17 protein-coding genes are annotated in these 22,741 nt (G+C 36.6%); 12 read left to right on the top strand and 5 right to left on the bottom strand.

Translation table 11 applies throughout. From position 1 onward, the window contains the following. The 3 genes from FJR04_RS26710 to FJR04_RS21525 all read right to left on the bottom strand — a co-directional run. A partial coding sequence (locus FJR04_RS26710) for a GUN4 domain-containing protein (RefSeq protein ID WP_371718568.1) occupies positions 1 to 2,183 on the bottom strand: 2,183 nt, incomplete at its 3' end. 306 nt (positions 2,184 to 2,489) lie between these two features. Beyond that, positions 2,490 to 3,899, bottom strand: a complete 1,410-nt coding sequence (locus tag FJR04_RS21530; protein WP_168498602.1) for a Rieske 2Fe-2S domain-containing protein — start codon at positions 3,897 to 3,899, stop codon at positions 2,490 to 2,492. 118 nt (positions 3,900 to 4,017) lie between these two features. Continuing rightward, complete coding sequence (locus FJR04_RS21525) at positions 4,018 to 5,643, bottom strand: cation:proton antiporter (RefSeq protein WP_168498600.1); 1,626 nt, start codon at positions 5,641 to 5,643, stop codon at positions 4,018 to 4,020. Between the two features lie 168 nt (positions 5,644 to 5,811). On the opposite strand from FJR04_RS21525, the gene FJR04_RS21520 reads away from it, so the two are divergent. The 12 genes from FJR04_RS21520 (at position 5,812) to FJR04_RS21465 (ending at position 17,601) form a co-directional block, all read left to right on the top strand. After that, positions 5,812 to 5,997: a hypothetical protein gene (locus tag FJR04_RS21520; RefSeq protein WP_217359467.1), complete on the top strand. Its 186-nt coding sequence runs from the start codon at positions 5,812 to 5,814 to the stop codon at positions 5,995 to 5,997. A 293-nt stretch (positions 5,998 to 6,290) separates the two neighbouring features. Further along, positions 6,291 to 7,154: a M48 family metalloprotease gene (locus FJR04_RS21510; protein WP_168498598.1), complete on the top strand. Its 864-nt coding sequence runs from the start codon at positions 6,291 to 6,293 to the stop codon at positions 7,152 to 7,154. A gap of 666 nt (positions 7,155 to 7,820) precedes the next feature. After that, a complete protein-coding gene (locus FJR04_RS21505; RefSeq protein WP_168498611.1) occupies positions 7,821 to 9,236 on the top strand; it encodes a SulP family inorganic anion transporter in 1,416 nt (471 codons plus the stop codon). 43 nt (positions 9,237 to 9,279) lie between these two features. Further along, the gene (locus FJR04_RS21500; protein ID WP_168498596.1) at positions 9,280 to 10,143 is read left to right on the top strand and encodes a universal stress protein; all 864 of its coding nucleotides are present in this window, start codon (positions 9,280 to 9,282) and stop codon (positions 10,141 to 10,143) included. A 246-nt stretch (positions 10,144 to 10,389) separates the two neighbouring features. Beyond that, the gene (locus FJR04_RS26310) at positions 10,390 to 11,400 is read left to right on the top strand and encodes a SulP family inorganic anion transporter (RefSeq protein ID WP_371718564.1); all 1,011 of its coding nucleotides are present in this window, start codon (positions 10,390 to 10,392) and stop codon (positions 11,398 to 11,400) included. Positions 11,401 to 11,420: 20 nt separating this feature from the next. After that, on the top strand, positions 11,421 to 12,068 hold the full coding sequence (locus FJR04_RS26305; RefSeq protein ID WP_371718562.1) for an STAS domain-containing protein: 648 nt from the start codon (positions 11,421 to 11,423) through the stop codon (positions 12,066 to 12,068). A gap of 120 nt (positions 12,069 to 12,188) precedes the next feature. Continuing rightward, on the top strand, positions 12,189 to 13,154 hold the full coding sequence (locus FJR04_RS21490) for an arsenic resistance protein (protein ID WP_168498594.1): 966 nt from the start codon (positions 12,189 to 12,191) through the stop codon (positions 13,152 to 13,154). Between the two features lie 166 nt (positions 13,155 to 13,320). Then, on the top strand, positions 13,321 to 13,791 hold the full coding sequence (locus tag FJR04_RS21485; RefSeq protein WP_168498592.1) for a beta-lactamase hydrolase domain-containing protein: 471 nt from the start codon (positions 13,321 to 13,323) through the stop codon (positions 13,789 to 13,791). Positions 13,792 to 13,863: 72 nt separating this feature from the next. Beyond that, complete coding sequence (locus FJR04_RS21480; protein ID WP_168498590.1) at positions 13,864 to 14,265, top strand: heavy metal-responsive transcriptional regulator; 402 nt, start codon at positions 13,864 to 13,866, stop codon at positions 14,263 to 14,265. Positions 14,266 to 14,268: 3 nt separating this feature from the next. Then, positions 14,269 to 14,499 carry a thioredoxin family protein gene (locus FJR04_RS21475; RefSeq protein WP_168498588.1) on the top strand — a complete coding sequence of 77 codons (231 nt, stop codon included), beginning with the start codon at positions 14,269 to 14,271 and terminating at the stop codon, positions 14,497 to 14,499. A gap of 45 nt (positions 14,500 to 14,544) precedes the next feature. Continuing rightward, complete coding sequence (locus FJR04_RS21470) at positions 14,545 to 15,561, top strand: permease (protein WP_168498586.1); 1,017 nt, start codon at positions 14,545 to 14,547, stop codon at positions 15,559 to 15,561. Between the two features lie 603 nt (positions 15,562 to 16,164). Further along, positions 16,165 to 17,601, top strand: coding sequence for a VanZ family protein (locus FJR04_RS21465; protein ID WP_371718559.1), 1,437 nt, complete (start codon positions 16,165 to 16,167; stop codon positions 17,599 to 17,601). A gap of 13 nt (positions 17,602 to 17,614) precedes the next feature. Here the strand turns inward: FJR04_RS21465 and FJR04_RS21460 are convergent, their stop codons facing one another. Together FJR04_RS21460 and FJR04_RS21455 are read right to left on the bottom strand one after the other, a co-directional pair. Beyond that, positions 17,615 to 19,432, bottom strand: a complete 1,818-nt coding sequence (locus FJR04_RS21460; RefSeq protein WP_168498584.1) for an EAL domain-containing response regulator — start codon at positions 19,430 to 19,432, stop codon at positions 17,615 to 17,617. Continuing rightward, positions 19,429 to 22,617, bottom strand: a complete 3,189-nt coding sequence (locus FJR04_RS21455; RefSeq protein ID WP_168498582.1) for a PAS domain S-box protein — start codon at positions 22,615 to 22,617, stop codon at positions 19,429 to 19,431. The genes FJR04_RS21460 and FJR04_RS21455 overlap by 4 nt, the downstream gene beginning before the upstream one ends. Positions 22,618 to 22,741: the final 124 nt, after the last annotated feature.

Genomic DNA, 22,741 nt, shown 5'->3' with positions numbered 1-22,741 from the left:
GGTATTGGAACAGAAAAACCAAATCTTCCATCACTGTATTTTACCCATAATTGGTCAATGGTGCGGAGGTCTTCATAGGGAAAATTATCAATATCTTCATCATCTAACCAACCTTGTTTTTCCCGTTTCGCAACTGCTAACATTACCCGTTCTGTTTCCTCGTCTGCTTCTTTCCAGTTTCCTGCTTTGAGTAAGTCACGCAGTTTAATATAATCCATTCCACGGGATGATTTTAATTGTACCTCTTGGTTTACCGGTTGTGGTGTAGATATAATTTGCGGTTGTCTTTCCTGTACTGGAAAAAGGTTACAAGTCTCGACACGAAAGAAGACAGCACCTCCCAATAACCATCCACCTACATCACTCAGTCGTATGCACACGGGTAGGTGTCCTTCTGGTGATCTCTTATCAAAAGTAATATAACTGTACCTCAACCAACTGCCTCCTTTTCTCCATCCTACTTTGTCCCCAAACGCCGCCCAAATTTGCCCATTATAATTTGTCGTTCCCCCTAAACTTTGATAAATCTTTGTCTGCACAGAAAAACCAAATTTACCATCGCTATATTTTACCCACAATTGGTCAATAGTGAGCAGGTCTTCACAGGGAAAATTATCAATACTTTTAGTATCTAACCAACCTTCCCTTTCCCGTTTCGCAACTGCTAACATTACCCGTCGAGTTTCTTCATCTGCTTCTTTCCATTTCCCTGCTGCAAGTAAGTCACGAAGACGGGTATAATTCATACCTACTGCTGATTTTAGATCAACATTATTTACTTCTAATGATTTATTGGTTGAATTCAGAATCAATTGATAATATTCATCATCTTCAAAATTATATTCAAAATATTTTGATTGAACATATTGGATATAGTTAATAGTGCTTCCATAACTAAATTTATTATTTATTCTTTTATATAGATTAGCTGCCAAATTTAAATTTTCAAGTGCATTTTTGTTATTTCCTATTTCGCTATAGTAATTTCCCCGATAGTAGTATACTTCTGCAAGATATGTATAAATATTTAAGGCATAGTCAGGATCAAATTTTAATACAATATTAAAATCCTCAAATGCACCTGATACATCTCCTATTTGAAAACGAAATTTTCCTCTAACATAGTATGCTTTATATAAGTTAGGATTAATATTTAACGCTTGATTCAAATAATTGATGATTAGTTCATCTCTATTTATAATATAATTGTAATAATTGCAATCTACATCTAGGTTATAGTAAGTAATTGCTAAATTTAAATAGATTACAGCTTCTTTAGAATTAATTTTTAGTGCTTTCTCATAATCGTTTATAGCATGGTTTATATAACCAAAATTTTCGTAAATAATTCCTCTGTTATTATAAGAGTAAGCGTCTTTAGGATTAATGTATATTGCTTGACTATAATCATTTATAGCATTCTGGAAGTTTCCCAGGTGATGATGAATTTCTGCTCGTTTAAAATATATTTGAGCATTTTTAGGATTTATCTGCAATGCTTGACTATAATTAGTAATCGCACCTTGATAATCTTCTTTTACAATACACTCATCACCTAAGTTGATATATTTGTCAGCATCATAAAATGATAAATTCTCTAAATAACCACGCAAACCACCAGGATAAAGTAATTCATCTATTCCAACTAAAGTTTTATCACCAGTTGATTTCATCATATTCGTTGGTAAAAACCCAGCTATAATAAGACCATATTCTTTTTCCATGTCACTAAATTCCTCTTGACATAAAACACAAACTAAAACAGCATTCTTTTCAATTTCTTCTCTATCAATTGTCCATTGAACCTTATCAAAATATCCATAACGGGTTTTAACCTGAATACCAATAGATGAATCAGAAGTTAAAGTAAAATCAATTTTTCCATCTCCACCAATGCGTTTTTCATAATCAATTTCAGTTACAAAATCACCTAAACGGATTTTAACAACTTCCTCACCCAGCTTTCCCTTCATATTATTGAAGAAGATGTTCTTAACATCGTATTGTTGCTTAAATTTATTAGCCATCTCCCAGCAAAAATCCCGTAATTGCTTTAACCTCTCTCCAGAGATAACTGTCAATTCACTATGCTGGCCTTCCTTCTCACAATGGAGTAATTCACCAGATTTCAGTCTTTGAATAAAATCAGTCTGCTGTGCTTTGAGTATAGTTGTCCAGTCCATTTGTTAAAACTCACCTTTATCTGACAAGGAGTATTTATTCTAGTATTCCCTATCAAGCAGCAAAAAGCACTAATCTAGGTCACATTGCAGTTTTTTGAGTTTAACCGAGAAGTATAGAATCCTCAAACCCTAAAAACGCAACTCAAACAAACATCCTGTAAATCCTAAAATCCTGGATATCCTGATTCAGACAATACCTCACTCAGCATCTAAAATATCAAAGCCCGATTGATACCAAAAGTATGAATTCAAACTTTCATATTTGAACGTTGACAATAGTATTAAGTGAAATTTGAAACCACCAATTTATCTTTTTTTCTCCAGTAAATTACGAGGAGGGATAATTCTTCCCTCATAAAATTGCCTTTCCAACTGACTTAATTTCCACCATGCTGCACTTAATAAGAGAGGAATCAATGTTTCTGTCATTACTAATAAAATTGATTTTGTTTCTACCAAAAATGCGAATAAAGGACTACTAGCTAAAGCAACGATGGTAAGAACACCACACCAAAATTTTAATTGTTGAATTATCCCTAAAGCCTGGCGACAACTAGCACATTTTTCTGTGTGGGAATGATATCTTTCTAGCAGTAATTCTCTATTTAGTAACCGGGGTGGTAAAGATTCTTCTGGAAATGTTTCGCCATGATATTGATTTACCCAGCGACGAAACTCAGCCACAAAAGTATCTGCTTTTGTAGCTAGATAAAAGGCTTTATTAAAATTAGAACTACCACCTTTATCTGCTAAGTAACGTTCTTGATAATGGAGAAAAATTTGATCATCTTCTAAAACACCATTTTGACCAATATGGACATACCAACGGGGGCGAATTTTAATAAAAAATCTGGGTATTTTAGACTTGAATTTAAAAGGAAATCTGGCAATTATTCGACATTCACCTTTGCGAATGGGGACAGCATAAACAACGGTTAAAATTCTGCCTTTTTCAGCATTAATATCATGCCACATTAAACCAGGAGCAATAAATGTTGTGGAAAGTTTTCCTGATTGTCCAGGTTTTAAACCTTGTTTCCAAATACCTTCAAAACCATATTTTCCAGATTCAACTATTTCTAATTCTAATGATCCAGCATTGGCGCGATTTCCAACTGTGAGATGATGGGTAAAAGCAATATGGCTGGGATCAAGGATGTTTTCTAATAATGTCAGAGCATCATAAGGAACATCTCGAAAAGTGTTAATAATTACCCATCCTTCCGGTGCTGCTTCTATTGGTTCAATTACAGGAATTTTCGTATTTACAGCTTTTTCTGGATTACCAGCATAGACAAATAATAATCCTTGTTTCTCTGTTGTTGGTAAGGATGAAACACAAGCTCTTGGAGAGGTTTCTGCTTTTCCACCTGGGACTTGTTGGGGAATTTTTTGACAAGTTCCATCTCCAGCAAATGCCCAACCATGATAAGGACATTCTAATAATCCATCTTCGTTAATTCTCCCTTCTGAAAGAGGTGCGAGACGGTGGGGACATTGATCTATAAATACTTGCCAAGATTGAATTTTTTGATCCCACCAAATGACAATATCTTTACCTAAAAGAGTGAAGGGAGTTGGTTTTGATTTATCTAAATCTTGAAGATAATGAACTGGATACCATGCTTCGGCTAATTCAAAAGCATCTGGGTTGTTCCCTCCGGGTAATATTTCTGGTAGGGAATTTTCGTTGATAGGAGATTGTGTTTGCACCATTTTCTTTATTGATGAATTTTTCAATAGGGAGTTTTAATTATCTTAACCACAGATAGAAGATGATGAACGCGGATAAACGCAGATAATTTTGTACTTCGGTATGTGTGTATGTTTGGAGTTATTTACAGCGATTTTCTAATAAGATGACTGGAATGGGACTTGTTTCTAAGACTGCTTGTGATACTGAGCCAATCAGCATTTTTTCCCAAGATTGATGTCCGCGTTTTCCCATGACAATTGCGGTAACATGATATTCTTGGGCAATGCGAATAATCTCTTCGGGAATTGTTCCTGTTGTTGTCAAAAAATCATATTTAATATCCGAGAGCATTTTTTTGGCTTGTACTTCTAATTGTTGGATAGCTGGCTCATTTGAGATATTAACTATATGTAAAACGATGACTTTACCATGACTACGACGGGCTAAATCTGCTACTTTTGTTAACACTTCAATTGATAAGTTAGAGGTGTCTACGGCAGCTAGGAACAGGGTATGATTGGTAATTGTGACTTTTGTGGGGTCAACTTCTCCTCTGGTTAATAATTTAGGTGCAAAAGCCATAGTTGCCCAAGCTCCTAGAGGTGCAGTGGTTAAAATAGAGAGGGCAGCGATCGCTAAAATGATCTCTCCTCCTACTATTCCTTGGGCTAGGGGAATCGCCCCAATGGCAGCTTGTACGGTGGCTTTAGCGGAGTTTCCTGGTAGTAAGAACAGTCTTTCGCGCCAATTCCAATTACTACCTAATGTGGATAAATACCAACCGATCATCCGACCAAAAAATAAACCAATTGCTAAAATTAAAATCCCAGGTAAAAGTATTTTTCCTAATACTTGCAGTTGAATAGTTGCACCCAATAAAACAAACAGAAAAATCTCTGCTACTACCCATAAACTATCAAATCCACCCCGCAAATTTCGCGCTAAAGGTGCATCTAATTCTATTAAGAAAAATCCTAAAGCCATTGTTGCCAAATAACCAGAAAAGTAAGGTAAAATTTGAGCAACTATTACCAATAATAAAGCTATTCCCGCCGCAATAATCGTATCTTGAACGGCATTTTGAGTCCAATTTTGTTTAGTTAATAGAGAAACTAATAACCGTGCAGCTAAGTAACCTAACAAAATTCCTAAGCATATCTGCATGATAATTTGCAGTGGGAGTAATTGCAGTGCATTTAAAGTCAAACCCCCAAACAGGGTAATTTGCTCAACTCCTCCTTTACCCAAAAAACTCAGTAAGAGGCTGAAAACTAATAATAGCAGGACATCAGATAAGGCGCTACCTGTTAAAATAGCATCGGGAATACCTTTAGTTACACCCCAACCTAAACTTTTCAGTCTCAGCATTCCGGGAACGATGACAGCGGGAGATTCTGCACCAATGACACAGCCTAAAAGTAACCCCGTGGGAAAGTCTAATTTAAAAATTACCATAGAGGCGAGGGCGATCGCGATCGCTTCTGTAGTTGCAGGTAAAAATCCCAACCGTAAGGCCACAGTCCCCTGTTGAGCCAGTTTTTCTCTATCTAACCCTAGTCCAGCTTTCATTAAAATGATCATCACTGCCACAGTTCTTAATTCATCGGCAGCATTTAATACATCTGGACTGATGACATTTCCTACTTGAGAACCTAGTATAATTCCTACTAAAATCATCCCAATTAAAGGTGGAGCGCCTAACCGACGGGCAATTTGTCCGCTAAAATAGCCCATCAATAAAATCCAAATGATACTTAATAACATTCCTAATTCCTGAAAGTGCGATTTGTAGACAGATACTTTCTACAGGGGGAGTTAGGTTTTAGCATAGCAATATCATATATTTTGCTGGGCATAACTATATTAACGAAACAAGAGGGTTTTTGATAATATAGCTATATAAATCATATTGTGTTAACGAAACCGATAATAATGAGCAACCTTGCCAGAGCAGGTCGCTACGTGGAGCAACCTGCAAAATATAAAGCTTTTATACCTAATTCACTTCCTCCTGTGCCTGAAATTAATATGGATCAGGAGATGTGGCAACTACTGTCTCAAGCAGATTTAGCATTAGGTCGCCTAGATGGTTCTACAGAATGCAAACACACTAATTAAGGAAATGTGTGACTTAGATTTGCTAAAAGAAATTACAGGACAAAAGCGTAATCGCGCCTTTGCTTATCAACCATTTTTAGATGTATTTAAGGAATCTTAAAAATATAAAATAGCAACTAAACTAAACTCAATTCTATTCTTACTGATGTAGCGAGAAAACCGTACTCTGACGACAGGTTTTCATCACTGTACCTCAAAGTTGAACTCGATACAATTGAGGAGTGGCTAAAAAGATGCTGTTGTCCAGATAAAGTTACAAAAATTAACACAGCATTAACAGGAGAGTTATTAAGATGGGAAATCAACTGAAAACTGCTATTTTACTAGCTACTTTGAGTGGTTTATTAATAGCAATTAGTTATTGGGTAATTGGTGGTATAGGGGGTTTAGTTATCGGAATTGGGTTAGCCGCAGCAACTAACTTATTCTCTTGGTATCAATCAGATAAGATTGCTTTAGCAGTATATAAAGCCCAACCTGTCACCGCAGCAGAAGCACCGGGACTGTATCGCATCGTTCAAAAACTATCTACCCGTGCGAATATTCCCATGCCGGGAGTATACATTGTTCCTAGCCCAACAGCCAACGCTTTTGCGACAGGAAGAGATCCTGAACACTCTGCTGTAGCTGTCACCGCAGGTATTTTAGATATTCTCCCAGAAGATGAATTAGAAGGCGTAATAGCCCATGAACTTACCCACATTATTAATCGTGATACCTTAACTCAAGCAGTTGCGGCTACCGTCGCTGGGGCTGTTTCTTTCCTAGCGCAAATGCTCAGTTACAGTATGTGGTTTGGTGGCGGTTCACGGGATAATGAAAGAGGTGGAAATTTTTTGGGTGTATTAGCTACAGTTATATTTGCACCCATAGCTGCAACAGTTATTCAGTTGGCTATTTCCCGGACTAGAGAGTTTTCTGCTGATGCTGGTGCGGCCAAATTAACAGGTAATCCTCGCGCATTAGCTAGGGCTTTGCAACGGTTAGAATCTACAGCCAAACAAATGCCTTTGAATGCTAATCCAGCTTTTGAACCATTATTAATTATTAATCCCATTTCTGGGAAGTTTTTGGGAAATCTTTTCTCTAGTCACCCAGCTACTGAAGCACGAGTGGAAGCTTTACTGCAATTAGAAGGTCAAGTTATTGGTCGTTAATAATTTGTTTGTACATATCTATACAAGGTTTCTGGGGTGGGCATTTTTGCTCACCCATTTTTACTTAAGGCTTGCTGAATAAGGCTTACAGACTTTGTGTATTAGCTACTTTTAGTTGCCCAATATTTTTATTATCTCTTGCCGAGATTAACATTTCCATGATATTGTAAAAATTCATAATCAAACGCTTGTTAAACAAGTATTGTTAATATTTTCGTAATTGGTAAAATAAAGTCAGATGTTAAGACCAGAAAAGCTTTTAACCATTAATATACAAAGAAACTGTCCACCCTGAAGATTTAGTTACAACTTTGAGGGTAAAGGTAAGCGCATCAAGTTTCTAAATATGGTTTTAAGTGATTAGCCTTGTCTAAATCTGTTCAATTAAAAATTGATAATTAAAAATTAAAAAAAGCAGCTTACACAAGCTTTTTTAATTTTGCTCCTGGCTACTATTTGTGTTTGAAAATAGCCAAAAATTTCTGTGTAGGTAATTCTGTAATTGCCAAGAATTACGAATTATTAATGACGGAATTATATAGGCAAATGGGATACTTTGAGTGCAAATGATGCACTGACAATTTTAGTTTGATGAAAACGTGAGGAGGAAACTTGAACGGAACAATTTTGAAGCGGGAATGGTTTTTTAACACCCAGCGAGACATTATGGCGGGTGCTGTGGTAGGACTAGCCTTGATTCCAGAAGCGATCGCCTTTTCAATTATTGCCGGTGTCGATCCCAAAGTTGGGCTGTATGCTTCATTTATGATCGCCGTCATCACAGCCTTTTTAGGCGGCAGACCAGGCTCAATTTCCGCCGCTACAGGAGCAATGGCGCTGTTAATGATTGATTTGGTCAAAGATCATGGTTTGCAGTATTTATTCGCCGCCACCTTGTTAACAGGGGTCTTTCAAGTTGTATTTGGGTTGCTCAAACTCGGTCGCCAAATGCGATTTGTCCCCAGGGCAGTAATGATTGGCTATATCAATGCTTTAGCGGTATTAATTTTCCTTGCCCAGTTGCCTCAACTAAGTAATGTCCCACCTACCGTATATGTGTTAACTATATTGTCCTTGGCGATTATTTACATTTTGCCTCGCTTCACTAAAGCAGTTCCCTCACCCTTAGTAGCTTTAGCGGTAATGACAATAGCCGCGATCGCTCTCAAATTAGATGTTCCCACAGTTGGGGATATGGGAGAATTACCCACCGCGTTACCCAGTTTTTCTTTACCCCAAGTTCCATTCACCCTGGAAACATTAAAGATTATTCTCCCCTATTCTCTGACTTTAGCGATCGTTGGTTTGTTAGCTTCATTCCTCACCGCTTCATTAGTAGATGAACTCACAGATACCCCCAGCGATAAAAATCAAGAAGCCAAAGGACAAGGTATTGCAAACATAGTTACTGCCTTTTTTGGCGGTATGGCTGGATGTGGAATGATTGGACAATCAGTTATTAATGTCCAGTCTGGTGGTAGAGGCAGACTTTCAACTTTAGCAGCGGGTATTTTCCTATTAATTGCCATTTTATTTTTGCAAGATTGGGTAAAGCAAATGCCCATGGCTGCCTTAGTTGCTGTCATGATTATGGTGTCAATTGGTACTTTTCGTTGGTCATCGATCAAAAATCTTCCTCGCATTCCCCGCACAGAAACCGCCGTCATGTTAACGACGATGTTTGTAACAATTTTCACCCGAAATTTTGCTTTGGGTGTCGTGACAGGTATCGTCATGAGTACAGTATTTTTCTCTAACAAAATTGCCCAATTGGTATTTGTAGATAAAGTATTAAGTGAAGATGGTTTACATCGCACTTATAAAGTAGCTGGACAGATTTTCTTTTTATCAAGAGATGAATTTCTCGGATTTTTTGATTTTACAGAACTGGTTGATCGTGTCACCATTGATTTAACTCATGCTCATCTTTGGGATCAAGGAGCAGTAGAGGTACTTGATCGAGCAGTGCTGAAATTTCGCCGCAATGGAGCAGAAGTAGAACTCATTGGACTCAATGAAGCTAGTGCTACCTTGCTGAACAAATTAGCAACTTCTCAAAAATCCGGTACTTTGAAAAAGTAGTAGTTTACCTTTTACCCTTTAATTCCCAGAGAATAAAACCAGCATGAAAAATATTTTACTTTGTACCGATGGTTCAGCCTTTGCCGAAAACATTTATAAATATGGAGCTTGGTTTGCTAATCAATTCCATGCGAAAATCAATGTTTTGTTTGTCACCGATATTCGCAGCCAAAAAGTAGTTTCTACTAGTAATTTCAGCGGTAGTCTGGGACTTGGTGCTTCTGAAGAATTACTAAATGAATTAGTGAATTTAGAACATGAAAAAGCCAAACTAAACAATAAACGAGCAAGATTGATTTTACAAAATGCCGCTGAAACTCTTAAAGCAGAAGGCTTAGAAAATTTTAGTGTCACCAATAAAACTGGGTTCCTCGTGGATTGTTTTCAAGAATTTGAAGAAAATGCCGATTTGATTGTTTTAGGTAAACGGGGAGAAGCCGCAGATTTTGCATCTGCACATTTAGGAGCAAATGTAGAGCGAATTGTCCGTAGTACCAAAAAACCGTGTTTAGTTACCACCCGTGAATATAGACCCATCGAACGAATTTTAGTTGCTTATGATGGTAGTTTAACAGGGAAAAAGACACTAGAATTTTTAGTCAATTCTCCTTGTTTTCACAATTTAGAAATACATCTGTTGAAAGTAACTAAAAATGAAACATATTCCAGGGCAGAAAACAGAGTCAATGAAGCTAGACATATTTTAGAATCAGCAGGTTTGAAGATAATTTCTGATATTAGAGAAGGTGAATCAGAAGAGGTAATTAATAAATATATTTCTGAGCATAATATCAGTTTTTTACTGATGGGAGCTTACGGACATAACCGCATTCGTCATTTAGTAATTGGTAGTACAACAGCCCAATTACTGAGAAGCAGCAATATTCCTGTTTTACTGTTTCGTTAAAAGGTTATTGGCAAAGTGGTTATTGATTATCTGATGCACTTATTTATCCCCCTTAGTCCACCTTGAACAGAAAGGGAAAAAAGCAGTTATAGAGTAGGTTGGGTTGTATAGAACCAAACCCAAAATGATCAAAAATTCTGTTGGGTTTTGCTGTTGCTCAACTGGTGCAAATAAGTATTTCTTATCTGTTCCCTGTTCCCTTTTTTTGTAATCAAGCTAAAAATTCTAATTCAGAGCAATAATACAGTGTCCATCAACCTAATTAACAAAATTCATTTTCGCAATTGGCGCGGCGACCTTTTTGGTGGCTTAACTGCGGCCATTGTCGCTCTACCCTTAGCCCTAGCCTTTGGGGTTGCGTCCGGTGCTGGGGCGATCGCTGGACTCTATGGTGCTATTATTGTCGGCTTTTTTGCTGCTCTATTTGGGGGAACACCAGCCCAAGTTTCAGGACCCACCGGACCAATGACTGTAGTGGTGACAACCGTGATTGCTACTTTAGTGGCGCGTCATCCCGATACAGGGTTAGCAATGGCATTTACCGTAGTCATGTTGGGTGGGCTACTACAAATTCTATTTGGGGTGATGCGCCTGGGACAATACATCACCCTCCTGCCCTACACGGTCATTTCTGGGTTCATGTCCGGGATTGGCGTAATTATCATTTTGCTGCAATTACCCCCCTTGTTGGGTCATACAGGAACGGGTGGCGTAGTCACAACTTTGCAAGAACTACCTACCTACCTGAGTAATCCTAACTGGGTGGCTGTCGGGCTGGGATTACTAACTTTGCTGATTGTTTTTATTGTTCCTACCAAACTAAATCGGATTTTACCGTCCCCTTTATTGGCTTTGGTGGTGGTAACAATTATCTCAGTGGTGGTATTCAAAGATGCAAATGTGGCTCGCATTGGTGAAATTCCCAGGGGATTACCTACCTTCCGAATGCCCACCTTTAGTATCCGCGAGTTAGCAGATATGCTTCGGTATGGGCTGATGTTAGGGGTATTGGGAGCGATCGATTCTCTGTTAACTTCCTTGGTGGCTGATAGTATTTCCCGCACTCAGCATGATTCTGATAAAGAATTGATTGGCCAGGGGATTGGTAATATGTTGGCGGGGTTATTTGGGGGTTTACCTGGTGCTGGTGCGACTATGCGGACGGTGGTGAATGTCCAAGCTGGGGGAAAAACGCCTTTATCTGGGATAATTCACGCTTTTGTACTGCTGTTAGTCGTGTTTTGGGCAGGTCCTTAACGGCGCAGATTCCTAATGCCGTGCTGGCAGGATTATTGTTAAAGGTAGGTATTGATATTCTTGATTGGGGGTTTATCAAACGTGCGCCCCGTATTTCTGTCAAGGGTACGGGGTTGATGTATCTGGTGTTGATTTTAACGGTATTTGTGGATTTGATTACGGCGGTATTAGTAGGCGCGTTTATTGCTAATGTCCTGACTATTAAACGGTTAAGTGATGTCCAAAGTGATAATATTCAAGTCATTACTGACTCGACTGGAAATCATAATCTCACTCCCACTGAGCAGGAAATCCTCACCCAAGCAAAAGGGGATATTCTATTACTGAAATTGGGGGGACCAATGAGTTTTGGTGCGGCTAAAAGTATCTCTCGGCGGATGACGTTGGTGCAGAACTATCAAGCCCTGGTGTTAGATTTGAGTGAAGTTCCCAATATTGGCATTACGGCGGCGCTGGCCATTGAATCTATTGTCGAAGATGCGATCGCTCATCATCGTCACGTTTGGATAGTTGTCACCGCTGAACAAGTGCAGCAGCGAATTTCCCAACTTGATTTACAGCGATTCTGTAAGGATCATCGAACACAAAATGAGTCTTTGTCAGCCCAAATTAGTCAGGGAGAAAGCCGCTTGCAGGCATTAGAATCTGCATTTTCCCTAATTCAGTGATATCTTTTTACAATACTATTGCCAATTTTCCCAAATATGTCTGAAACCCAATAAAATCGTGACGATATCAATAGGGTTTCAGGGGTTTGGCAATAGTATTGTTAGCTCCCAAGTATAATAATGCCATTATTTGACAAGACGCAGCCATTGTTAGTATTGCTTTCAGTTTTTGTGGGATTGGGATTAGCTCAGATAAGATGGTTTGCTAATCTAGCCCCAGAGATAATTGTGCCGTTATTGGCTTTGATGCTGTATGCAACTTTCCTATCAATACCTTTAAAGGACTTTGGACGGGGGTTACGGAATTTTAAAGTGGCATCAACAAGCCTGATCATTAACTTTTTCTGGACTCCCATCTTCACTTGGGTTAATGGTTATCTATTTTTGCAAGATAGCCCCGATTTAAGGGTGGGGCTAATTATGTTGATGGTTACACCTTGTACTGATTGGTATCTTCTTTTTACAAGTATTGCGCGTGGAGATGTGGCTTTAGCAACTGCCCTACTACCACTAAATCTAGTGTTACAAGTTATTTTGCTACCAGTGTACCTATTGATTTTTGCCGGGACATTGGTAGAGATCAACCTGATTCAACTTTTTGATAGTTTGTTTTGGGTATTAATTTTACCTTTGTTTGTAGCAACCATTTCCCGACAATTAATTCTCAGTTGGAAAGGTGATATTTATTTTCAGCACGTGGTTGCAAAGATGGCAATATTTCAAGTAATCTGCCTTAATTTAGCGATCGCTACCATCTTCGCTTCACAAGGAAAGGTAGTCATACAGCATCCAGAATTAATATTTCAGCTTTTTATCCCTGTTGTTCTGTTCTTCGTGGTTAATTTTGTCTTAGCTCAATCGGTGGGACGTTACTTAAGGTTGTCATACCAAGAGGTTGCTTGTCTTAGCTGCACCACTTTGGCTCGTAATTCCCCACTTTCCCTAGCAATTGCTGCTTCTGCATTTCCCCAGCGTCCTTTAATTGCTCTTGTCTTAGTCATTGGCCCCTTGATTGAATTACCAATTATGGTTTTAATTTCTCAGCTACTACTGCTGATACGACGACGAGGGCAATGGCAGCAGTAAACTAAGTGTTTATGAGTGCATCAAAAATAACTGCATTGATATACAAAGCTTCTTAATCAAACTATTCAGTAGACAATGTTTTACTAAAACTTCCAGATCCCCCTTGACCTTATACCAATGTATAGGGTTTAAGATTAGCTCACTGAATTTTGAATAATAGCAACTTATGGAAAACATCAAATATATCAACCAAGACCTGGCCATTTTCTTAGGACAACCTTCAGTTACAGAGTTACAACAAGCGGCTGAGTCTGGATTTAAGTCGGTACTAAATTTAAGAGCGCCTCAAGAAGAAGACTTTTGCAGTGATGAACAACAATCTGCGGAAGTTGCAGGACTCAACTATGTGAATATTCCTCTCCGTCCTGAACTCCTGAGTGACGAACTCATTGATCAGATATTGACTCAAATTGATCAATTACCCAAGCCTATACTTACTCACTGCAAAACTGGTTTACGTGCTGTTACGGCTGGATTAATGTACATTGCTACCCGTGAAGGTATGACTGCGGCAGCGGCCTTTGCTAAAGGTGAAGAACTGGGTTTTAACTATGATGACAAACCACGAATGAAACAGTTTTTACCTAACTACATTGCCACACATTCAAAATCATCCGTAGAACAAGACAAAATTTAACAATTCGACCCTTGACTTTATACTCAGGTATAAGGTTTAGAATCAACATACTTGAGTCGAGAGGGTAACGAAATGCTGCAAGTTGGTGAAATATGCCGCAAATTGGGGTTAAATCCCCAAACCCTTTACTTCTATGAGCGCATTGAGTTAATTCCGCCTCCACAGCGTACAGAATCTGGTTATCGTCTGTTCAGTGACAAAGATGTAGAACGCCTAGCTTTTATTAGTCGGGCAAAAGCATTAGGGTTGAGTCTGGATAACATCAAAGATATTTTGACACTGAAAGAGGGGCAGTCTCTAACTTGCCAAGCAATGCACGAACGATTATCCAAAAAATTGCAAGAAATTGAAGATAATATTCGACAACTTCAGGAATTACGAGATGAATTATTACCCTTAGTTAATCATTGTCTTCAAAAATCCGAAGATGCCGATCCTAATCATGAATGTGTCATTTTAGAAAAGGTGGAATAAATCATGTTAAAAGTAGAAATTCTGGGTACAGGTTGCAAGAAATGTCATCAGCTAGAAGCCAATGTGCAAGAGGCACTTACTACTCTTAAACTAGATGCTGAAGTCACACAGATTACAGATCCAATTGCAATTGCTCAACGGGGTGTGATGAAAACTCCGGCTTTAGCAATTAATGGCAAAGTGGTTAGTAAAGGTCAAGTTTTACCCCCTGATCAAATCCAGAAACTTGTGTAGTGAAACTCTACATTTTTTTATTGCAATTATTTGGGAGATTGTCTCATGTTTGATCCATTCTATCCTTATGATTGGTTAGCTACTCAAATTGTCACCAGGCTTTTGGGGCTATCAGTAGATTCACATTTGGGATCAAGTTTGCATTTTTTCTTTTACGATGTTCCTAAAGTATTGACATTGTTACTAACAATTAGCTTTATAGTAGGTACATTTCAAAGTTTTCTCGAACCTGAAAGAGTCCGGTTTTGGTTGGGTGGAAAACGCACATTTATTGGTAATATTATGGCAGCAACTGTAGGAATTGTTACGCCCTTTTGTTCCTGTTCTGCTGTGCCTTTATTTATCGGATTTTTAGAAGCGGGTGTACCTTTAGGAGTAACTTTTTCTTATTTAATTTCTGCCCCAATGGTAAATGAAGTGGCTGTGGTTTTACTGTGGGGGTTATTCGGTTTTCGTGTGACATTGTTGTATATTGCCTTTGGTGTGGGATTAGCGATCGCCGCAGGTTATATTATTGGTTTGCTAAAACTAGAAAAATGGGTAGAACCCTTTGTTTGGGAACTCCAAAAAGCCAGACGTGAACAGCCAAATAATGAAGATGATGATTTGCAAATCACTAAATTAACATGGGGTGATAGATGCAAACAAGGACAGTTTCAATCTACCGAGATTTTTAAGTCAGTTTGGATATATGTAGTTATTGGTATCGGTGTGGGCGCGGGTATTCACGGCTATGTTCCCACAGAATTTATCACCCGTTGGGCTGGTGCAAATAACCCTGTAGCTGTTCCCATTGCTGTAATTCTGGGTGTTCCTCTCTATGCTAATGTGGCTGGAGTTTTACCCATTACTGAAGCCTTAGTTAACAAAGGAATGCCCCTGGGAACGGTGCTATCTTTTACAATGGCGGTTACAGCTTTATCATTTCCTGAGATAGTTATTCTCAAAAAGGTACTGCAACCTCAATTGCTAGTAGTTTTTATTACATTTATGACCTTCGGGATTATTAGCATCGGTTATCTATTTAATTTCCTCCTCACATCAGGAATCAGCAAGCCCTAAATATGCGTTGTCCAAAAATTTTGTAGAGACGTTTCATGAAACGTCTCTAAGAGTATTCCAAGTAAAAAAATGCCCAATTGTCATTGCGTTCGCGGAGCGTGGCGTTAGCCATATGGAGCGGAGCGGAATGAAGCAATCTCTGGTTTTGGATCATTTATTGTTTGGAACACTCTAAATAGATTTAAGAGTTTGAAAAGTTGGAAAAGGTATAATTTGTCATTCTGTTAGCGAAGCGTGGCGTTAGCCATTTCAGACAATTTCCCTAACTAGCAACTTACGTTAAATAAGGATAATTATTATTCTGTGTAGCCTCATATAAAAGTTTAAGTGTGTCTATTTCTCAGTATAGATACGCTTTTTTTATAAATTTATCTTCATGGTAGCTTTATCAAATATTTGTAATTTATTTTCCCATTATTATAGCTTTGTTAATAATATAAAAAAGGTTCAGTTTTCATAATTAACCTTTAACAGCTAATTAATTGTTTAATTATTTAAAATATGTATGTAATTTTACCAAAATAATTTTTTGTAGCTCTCAACACAATTATTACACAAATATCTAATTTCTTGAGTAAATTAATATCCATGAAGAACTTTTTTTTGTTAACTATTAGTATCTTGGCTATTCTCATAGCTACACTTTATCCTTTTGATTTTTATCCTCTAGATAATTTTTCCAAACAAACAATTATTGCCAGTTTCGATAATGCTAGTTCTTTTGAAGACTTAGTAAACAATATCTTACTATTTATGCCTTTAGGCTTTAGTGCTACTGTCTGCTTGCGTAAAATAAATATGCAGCGAATAAGTAAATTATTTACCGTCATATTTATAAGTGCTGGTTTATCAGTTACCGTTGAAATTCTGCAAATGTTTCTTCCTTCTAGATCACCTACTCCTAACGATATTGTTAATAATATAATAGGTGGGATTGTCGGTATAATTTGTTTTTATATATTGAACTCACAAAGCTTTATTTCTATCTTGTCTTCTGTAGAAAGCAGTAGTATCAAAAATTCTTTTAAAAAGATAACATTATTGTTTTTTGGATATATACTGCTGCCATTTTTAATTTTAATTCCTTGGCAAAGAACAATACATTTAAGTAATTGGAATCTAACTTATCCACTATTAATTGGTAATGAACAAACAGGTGATAAACCTTGGCATGGATATATCTCAGAAGTTAATATTGCGGATAAAAAATTTTCTGAGCAAGATATTTCTGGATTATTTAATAATAAAAATAACTTAAATAATATCAAAGATTCTTTAATAGGTTCTTATCAATTAACTGAGAAAAAAGGCTATCAAGATCAAATTGGAAAACTGCCTGAACTCTTACCACAAGGACAGTCACAAAAAATTGTAGATGAGAAAGGTATTGCTTTGAGTTCTAGCTATTGGTTAAAAACAGAAACTCCTGCTAAATTATTAAACAAAAGAATTAGGAAAACTTCTCAATTCACAATAATTACTAATCTTTCTACTGCTGATACAACTCAAACAGGTCCAGCACGTATAATCTCACTTTCATCTGGTATGCTTCAGCGCAATTTTACTTTAGGACAACAGGGAGAAAATCTAGATTTACGGTTAAGAACACCAATTACTGGAGAAAATGGCACAGATATAAGATTAAGTATCCCTGATATTTTTACAACGACTAACTCCCATTATATAATCATTACTTATGCTCAAGGAATTCTCAATGTATATATAGATAAATTCTCTAATTTGTTATCTTTCAATTTATTGGAATTAATTCCTCTAGAACAGAAATTGTTTTACTATGCTCTAACTTTTATGCCTTTAGGAATTTGCTTAATGTTTCTAACTATTGTGTCTAAGAAAAAGGTAAGTTTTTCTAGGTTTTTGCTACCTATTGGTATATTCCTACCTTCTTTATTAGTCGAAAGTATTTTGATAATTGATACAGACAAAAGTGGTAGTTGGAAAAATATCTTACTTGGTATATTTTTCACAGGTGGCACTATGTTGATATTACAATTACGGGCTTTGTTCTTGAGCAAATAATTTTGGTTCATTCTTACCACTGGAGTTTTGATTTTAGGATATTGGCAGCGGATTTTACATCTAAAGGTTTAGAGAAAAAATAGCCTTGGCCAAAATCACAGCCTAAATTTCTCAGTTTCGATAATTGTGCGGCTGTTTCTATACCTTCAGCGATCGCTTTCATCTTGATTGTATGAGCTAGTTGAATGATTGTCGAAACTAATCCCATATCTTTGTCACTGCTATCTAAAAAATCAATAAAGCATTTATCAATTTTGAGGATGTTTACAGGAAATTTATGTAAATAGCTCAATGAAGAATATCCTGTGCCAAAATCATCAATAGATAATTGAATTTGTGAATCGCGGAGTTGTTGGAGAATTTTTGTAGCAACTTCTCTATTTTCCATGATTGCACTTTCAGTAATTTCTAATTTTAAATTTTGGGGATTTAAGTTATTTTTTCTCCAGCTACTATCAATAATTTCTAGTAAATTGGGTTGAGAAAATAGTCGAACGGAAAGGTTAACACTCATATAAATTGATTCATCGGCTATTTTTTGTTCTTGCCATTTGCGTAATTGACAGCAAGCTATATTTAATACCCAATTATCTATTTCACTAATTAAACCTATTTCCTCAGCTACGGGAATAAAATCCATGGGAGAAATCATTCCCAAAGTAGGATGTTCCCAGCGAACTAAGGCTTCAAAGCCATTAATTTTACCTGTAGATAAAGAAACTATGGGTTGATAGTAAACAATAAATTCTTTTTTATCAATTGCTCTTTTTAAATCATTTTCTAACTGCAAAGTTTTGATAGCTTGTTCATACATATCTGGGTTAAAAATACAATATCTAGATTTACCTAATGATTTAGCTTGATACATAGCAGTATCTGCATCTCTGAGGATTTCTTGCGGATTAGAATATTTACTATTGCTTAAAACAATGCCGATACTGCCGTTAATAAATACTTCTGCTCTCGATAATTGAAAAGGAGATGAAAACTGCTGAAGAATTTTTTCGGATATTTCCTGAGCATAGTTGATATCTTCAACATTATCTAACAAGATAGCAAATTCATCTCCTCCTAATCTGGCTAGAATATCAATATCTCTCATCAGAAATTGTAGTCTTTTAGCTATGGCTATGAGTAATTCATCTCCTACCAAATGCCCTAGAGAATCATTAATAATTTTAAAGCGATCGCAATCTAAAAATAATACAGAAAATTGATAATTAGCATTTTCTGAAGCTAGTTTAATTCCCTCTTCTAATTTATCCATTAGAAAAGTTCTATTATATAAATTTGTCAATGGATCATGTAAGGCTCTATGTAGTAGTTTGTCTTGCAATCTCTTTCTTTCTATTAATTCTTTTTGTAGTTCTTGATTAGCTAATTCTAGCTCTAAAGTTCGTGCGTTTACTCTGGCTTCTAATTCCTGATTAAGGTTAATAATTTTTGTTTCTGCTATTCTGAGTTTGAGTTGATTTTTTACCCGAATTAAAACTTCTTCGGGATGAAATGGTTTAGTTATATAATCAACTCCACCAACTTTAAAAGCTTTGACTTTATCAACAACATCATTAATCGCACTGAGAAAAATTACTGGAATTTTACAGGTTTTATCATTAGCTTTTAAGCGTTGACAGACAGTATATCCATCTATTTCCGGCATCATGATATCTAGTAAAATTAAATCTGGTAACAGATGCTCACAAGCAGTAATAGCCATTTCTCCATCTAAGGCTTTGCGAACATGATAACCCTGATTTGTGAGAATTTTAGACAGAAATCTTAAGTTATCTGGTGTATCATCAACAATGAGAATATCTGCGGATTGTGTCATAATTTTTCTGGCATTAATTCCATAATTTTTTTAAACTGAAAATCTAGGGCTAAGTCTTTAATAAAGTTAGCAAAACTATTATTCTCCGGTGCTATTTGATTGATTAATTTCAAAACTTTATCATCATTGCACTGAGCAGCAGCCTGATTTAATTGAGTTAACCATGCTCTGGGCATTGTTAATAACATAGCAATTACCTCTGCCTCAGACATTTTTTGGACAGGTGCAGATGCTATATCTGGACTTACATTTTCATAAACATACTCTACACCTAAATGTTCACTAATTTGTTCTAATAAAGCTGGCACGTGCAATGGTTTAGAAAGAAAATCATCACAACCTGCGGCTAAGATTGCTTGGCGGTTTTCTTCAAAAATACTAGCAGTTAAAGCTAATATTTTAGTATTTTTTCCCTGGGGTGTGTTTTTAATAATTTTAGTAGCAGTCAAACCATCTGTTATGGGCATTTGGATATCCATAATAATTAAATGTGGTTGCCAAGTACGCCAACAATTAACTGCTTCTTCACCATTTTCAGCTTCGTACACAGTAAAGCCAATTTCTTTTAATAATTTGACTAATAATAAACGACTATCGGGGATATCTTCAGCAACTAAGATTATATATTCAGACTGATGCGGAGCAATACTAATTACTTTTTCTCCTATTAAAGGGATTTTAACATTGCTGGCTGCGGATTCTTCGATAGTTACATCAAATGTAAAGGTACTACCTACTCCTAATTGACTATTAACTTGAATATTTCCGCCCATTAGTTCTACATATTTACGACTAATAGCCAAACCTAAGCCTGTACCTTGTTGATATTTACGACCGATTTCTGTTTGTTTAAAGGATTGAAATAGTAATTTAATTTCTTCTGGGGAAATCCCAAAACCAGTATCAGAAACTTCAAAAGTTAGTTTTTTATAAACAGGATTGTTTTCTCCATATTCCATGATCCAATTTTGTTTGACTTGTAAATTCACTCTACCTTTTTCGGTGAATTTAATGGCGTTTCCTAACAAATTTAATAAAACTTGCCGGATTTTTCCTTCATCTCCATAAGTATAAGCAGGAATATCAGGAGCATAGTCAAATTTTAATTCTAACCCTTTAGATTCTGCTCGCAATTTGATGAAGTTATATAAGACGTTAAGAAAATCATGAAAATTAAAGCTGTGTTTATTAAGTGTGGTTTTACCAGCTTCGATTTTAGACATTTCTAGAATGTCATTAATAATTGTCAGTAGATGTTCACCGGCACGATTGATAATTTTTAGGTTTTCCTGATGTTCATTGGATAGTTTTGTGTCACGACTCATAACTTGGGTAAAGCCCAGAATCGCATTCAGAGGTGTTCTGAGTTCATGGCTCATATTCGCCAAAAATTCTGATTTAGCGTGACTCGCGGCATCAGCAGCTATTAAAGCATTTTGTAATGCTATGGATTGTTTTTGAGTCTGTTCTAATAATTCGGCTTGCTGTAGAGCAACTCCTAATTGATTAGCAATTTGGACTACTATTTTTATTTCTGCTTCTTTCCAGTGACGGGGATGGGAATTTTGATAAATTGCGAGTAGTCCCCAAATTTTATTACTATAAAATATCGGCACAATAATATATGCTCTAGCTTGAAACTGTTCTAAAAGTTGTAGATAACAAGTATCAAAGTTAGCTTCATAAATATCTTCGATAACGCGGTAAGTGACACCTTGACTATAAACACCACCTTTGGTTCTTTGTAGATAAGTATCTTTGACTAAGTTTAAATCATCTTCAATATTATCATCTTTTGCGTTGCTATCAAAATCTTTAACTGTACAACGCTCATTTGCAAGAGCATTTTCCTGAAATTTAGGGTTATTATTTTGTTCATCCCAGAGGGAAATCCAGTCACTACCAACAGATTCAGCGATGAATTCTCCACTCCAATCAGAGCGAAAACGATAAACAACAACGCGATCGCAATGAATCACTTGTCTTAGTTCGGATGTTGTCGCAGTAAAGATAGTTTTCATATCTAATGTTTGCCGCATTCTCTGAATTGCTTTAGCTAGTGCTTTTTCTCGTTCAGCACTTTCTTGTAAGGCTGATTCAATTTGTCGGCGGCTAGTAATATCATCAGAAATAGATAGTATATGGGTAATTTCACCTTGATTGCTAATGGGAACTTTTAATGTTCTTAGCAACATTTTTCCTTGAAAGTAGCTATTGACTGTTTCTTCAGAAGTTTGTAATTCTTGATTGTGGTTCAGGGTTTCTAGGAGCGGTGAAAGAAATATATCACTTTTTTGGGTGGTTAATAATTCATTGACATTATGATTAATAGTATCTTTACTTTTTAAACCAAATATATGCTCACAGGTTTGATTCCAAATTACAAAACGGTAATCTTTTTTGACATCTTGAACATTAAGTGCTAAGGGGATATTTTCGATGATACTTGTCAAAAATTGTCGGGATTCTTGCAGTTCTTGTGCTAGTTGTTTATGTTCGGTAATATCGGCATGAGAACCGCTGAGTCTATATGGTATACCTTTTTGATCCCGTAAGGAAACACCCCGTGCGAAAATCCAACGATAAGAACCATCTTTATGTCGAGCGCGGAATTCTATTTCATAAATGGGAATTTTATTTTCTAGGTATTGATTTAAAACTGACATGACTTGTTCTTTGTCTTCTGGATGCAGGCTTTGTTGCCATGTTTCTATGGTATTAGGTAGTTCTTGATCTTCATAACCTAAGATACTTTTCCAACGAGGAGAAAAATAAATTTTTCCTGTATCAATTTCCCAATCCCAAATGCCTACATTTGTTCCTTCGAGAGCTAAAAAGAAACGATTTTCGCTGGCTTTTAAGGCTTTTTGTTCGCTTAATTTAAATGTAAAGAGTTTGTTTAATAGGATTGCTATTCCAAAGGCAATGATTACTTCTATCCAAGATAGGGTGGTAATATTGTCGGTAATTAATAATGGTTGTTGCAAGGTAAGCATGGCTATGAAGTGCATTAACCAAATACAACTTGCCATTGTTATTATACTAGTGCAGATCCAGAGCGATCGCCATTTTGGTAATAATTCAGCAGAAAGTCGTTCTACTAAATTGATAGATGTATAAGCAGCTATAACCGCAGCTATGAAAAGCATGAGGATGAGGATAGGTTGATTATTACCAACAATCATTGAGTATACCAAGATAAGCTGTTGTGATTATAGTAGAAATTTTCTTCTTGGGTGCAGACACTGCACCTTTACAAACAAAGGGAATAGGAAATAGGGGTGTTGCTGATTAAGAGTATGATTTTGT

Source organism: Anabaena sp. UHCC 0204 (genome assembly GCF_009711975.1).
Taxonomy (GTDB): domain Bacteria; phylum Cyanobacteriota; class Cyanobacteriia; order Cyanobacteriales; family Nostocaceae; genus Dolichospermum.
This window is presented reverse-complemented; position numbering and strand designations above follow the sequence as displayed.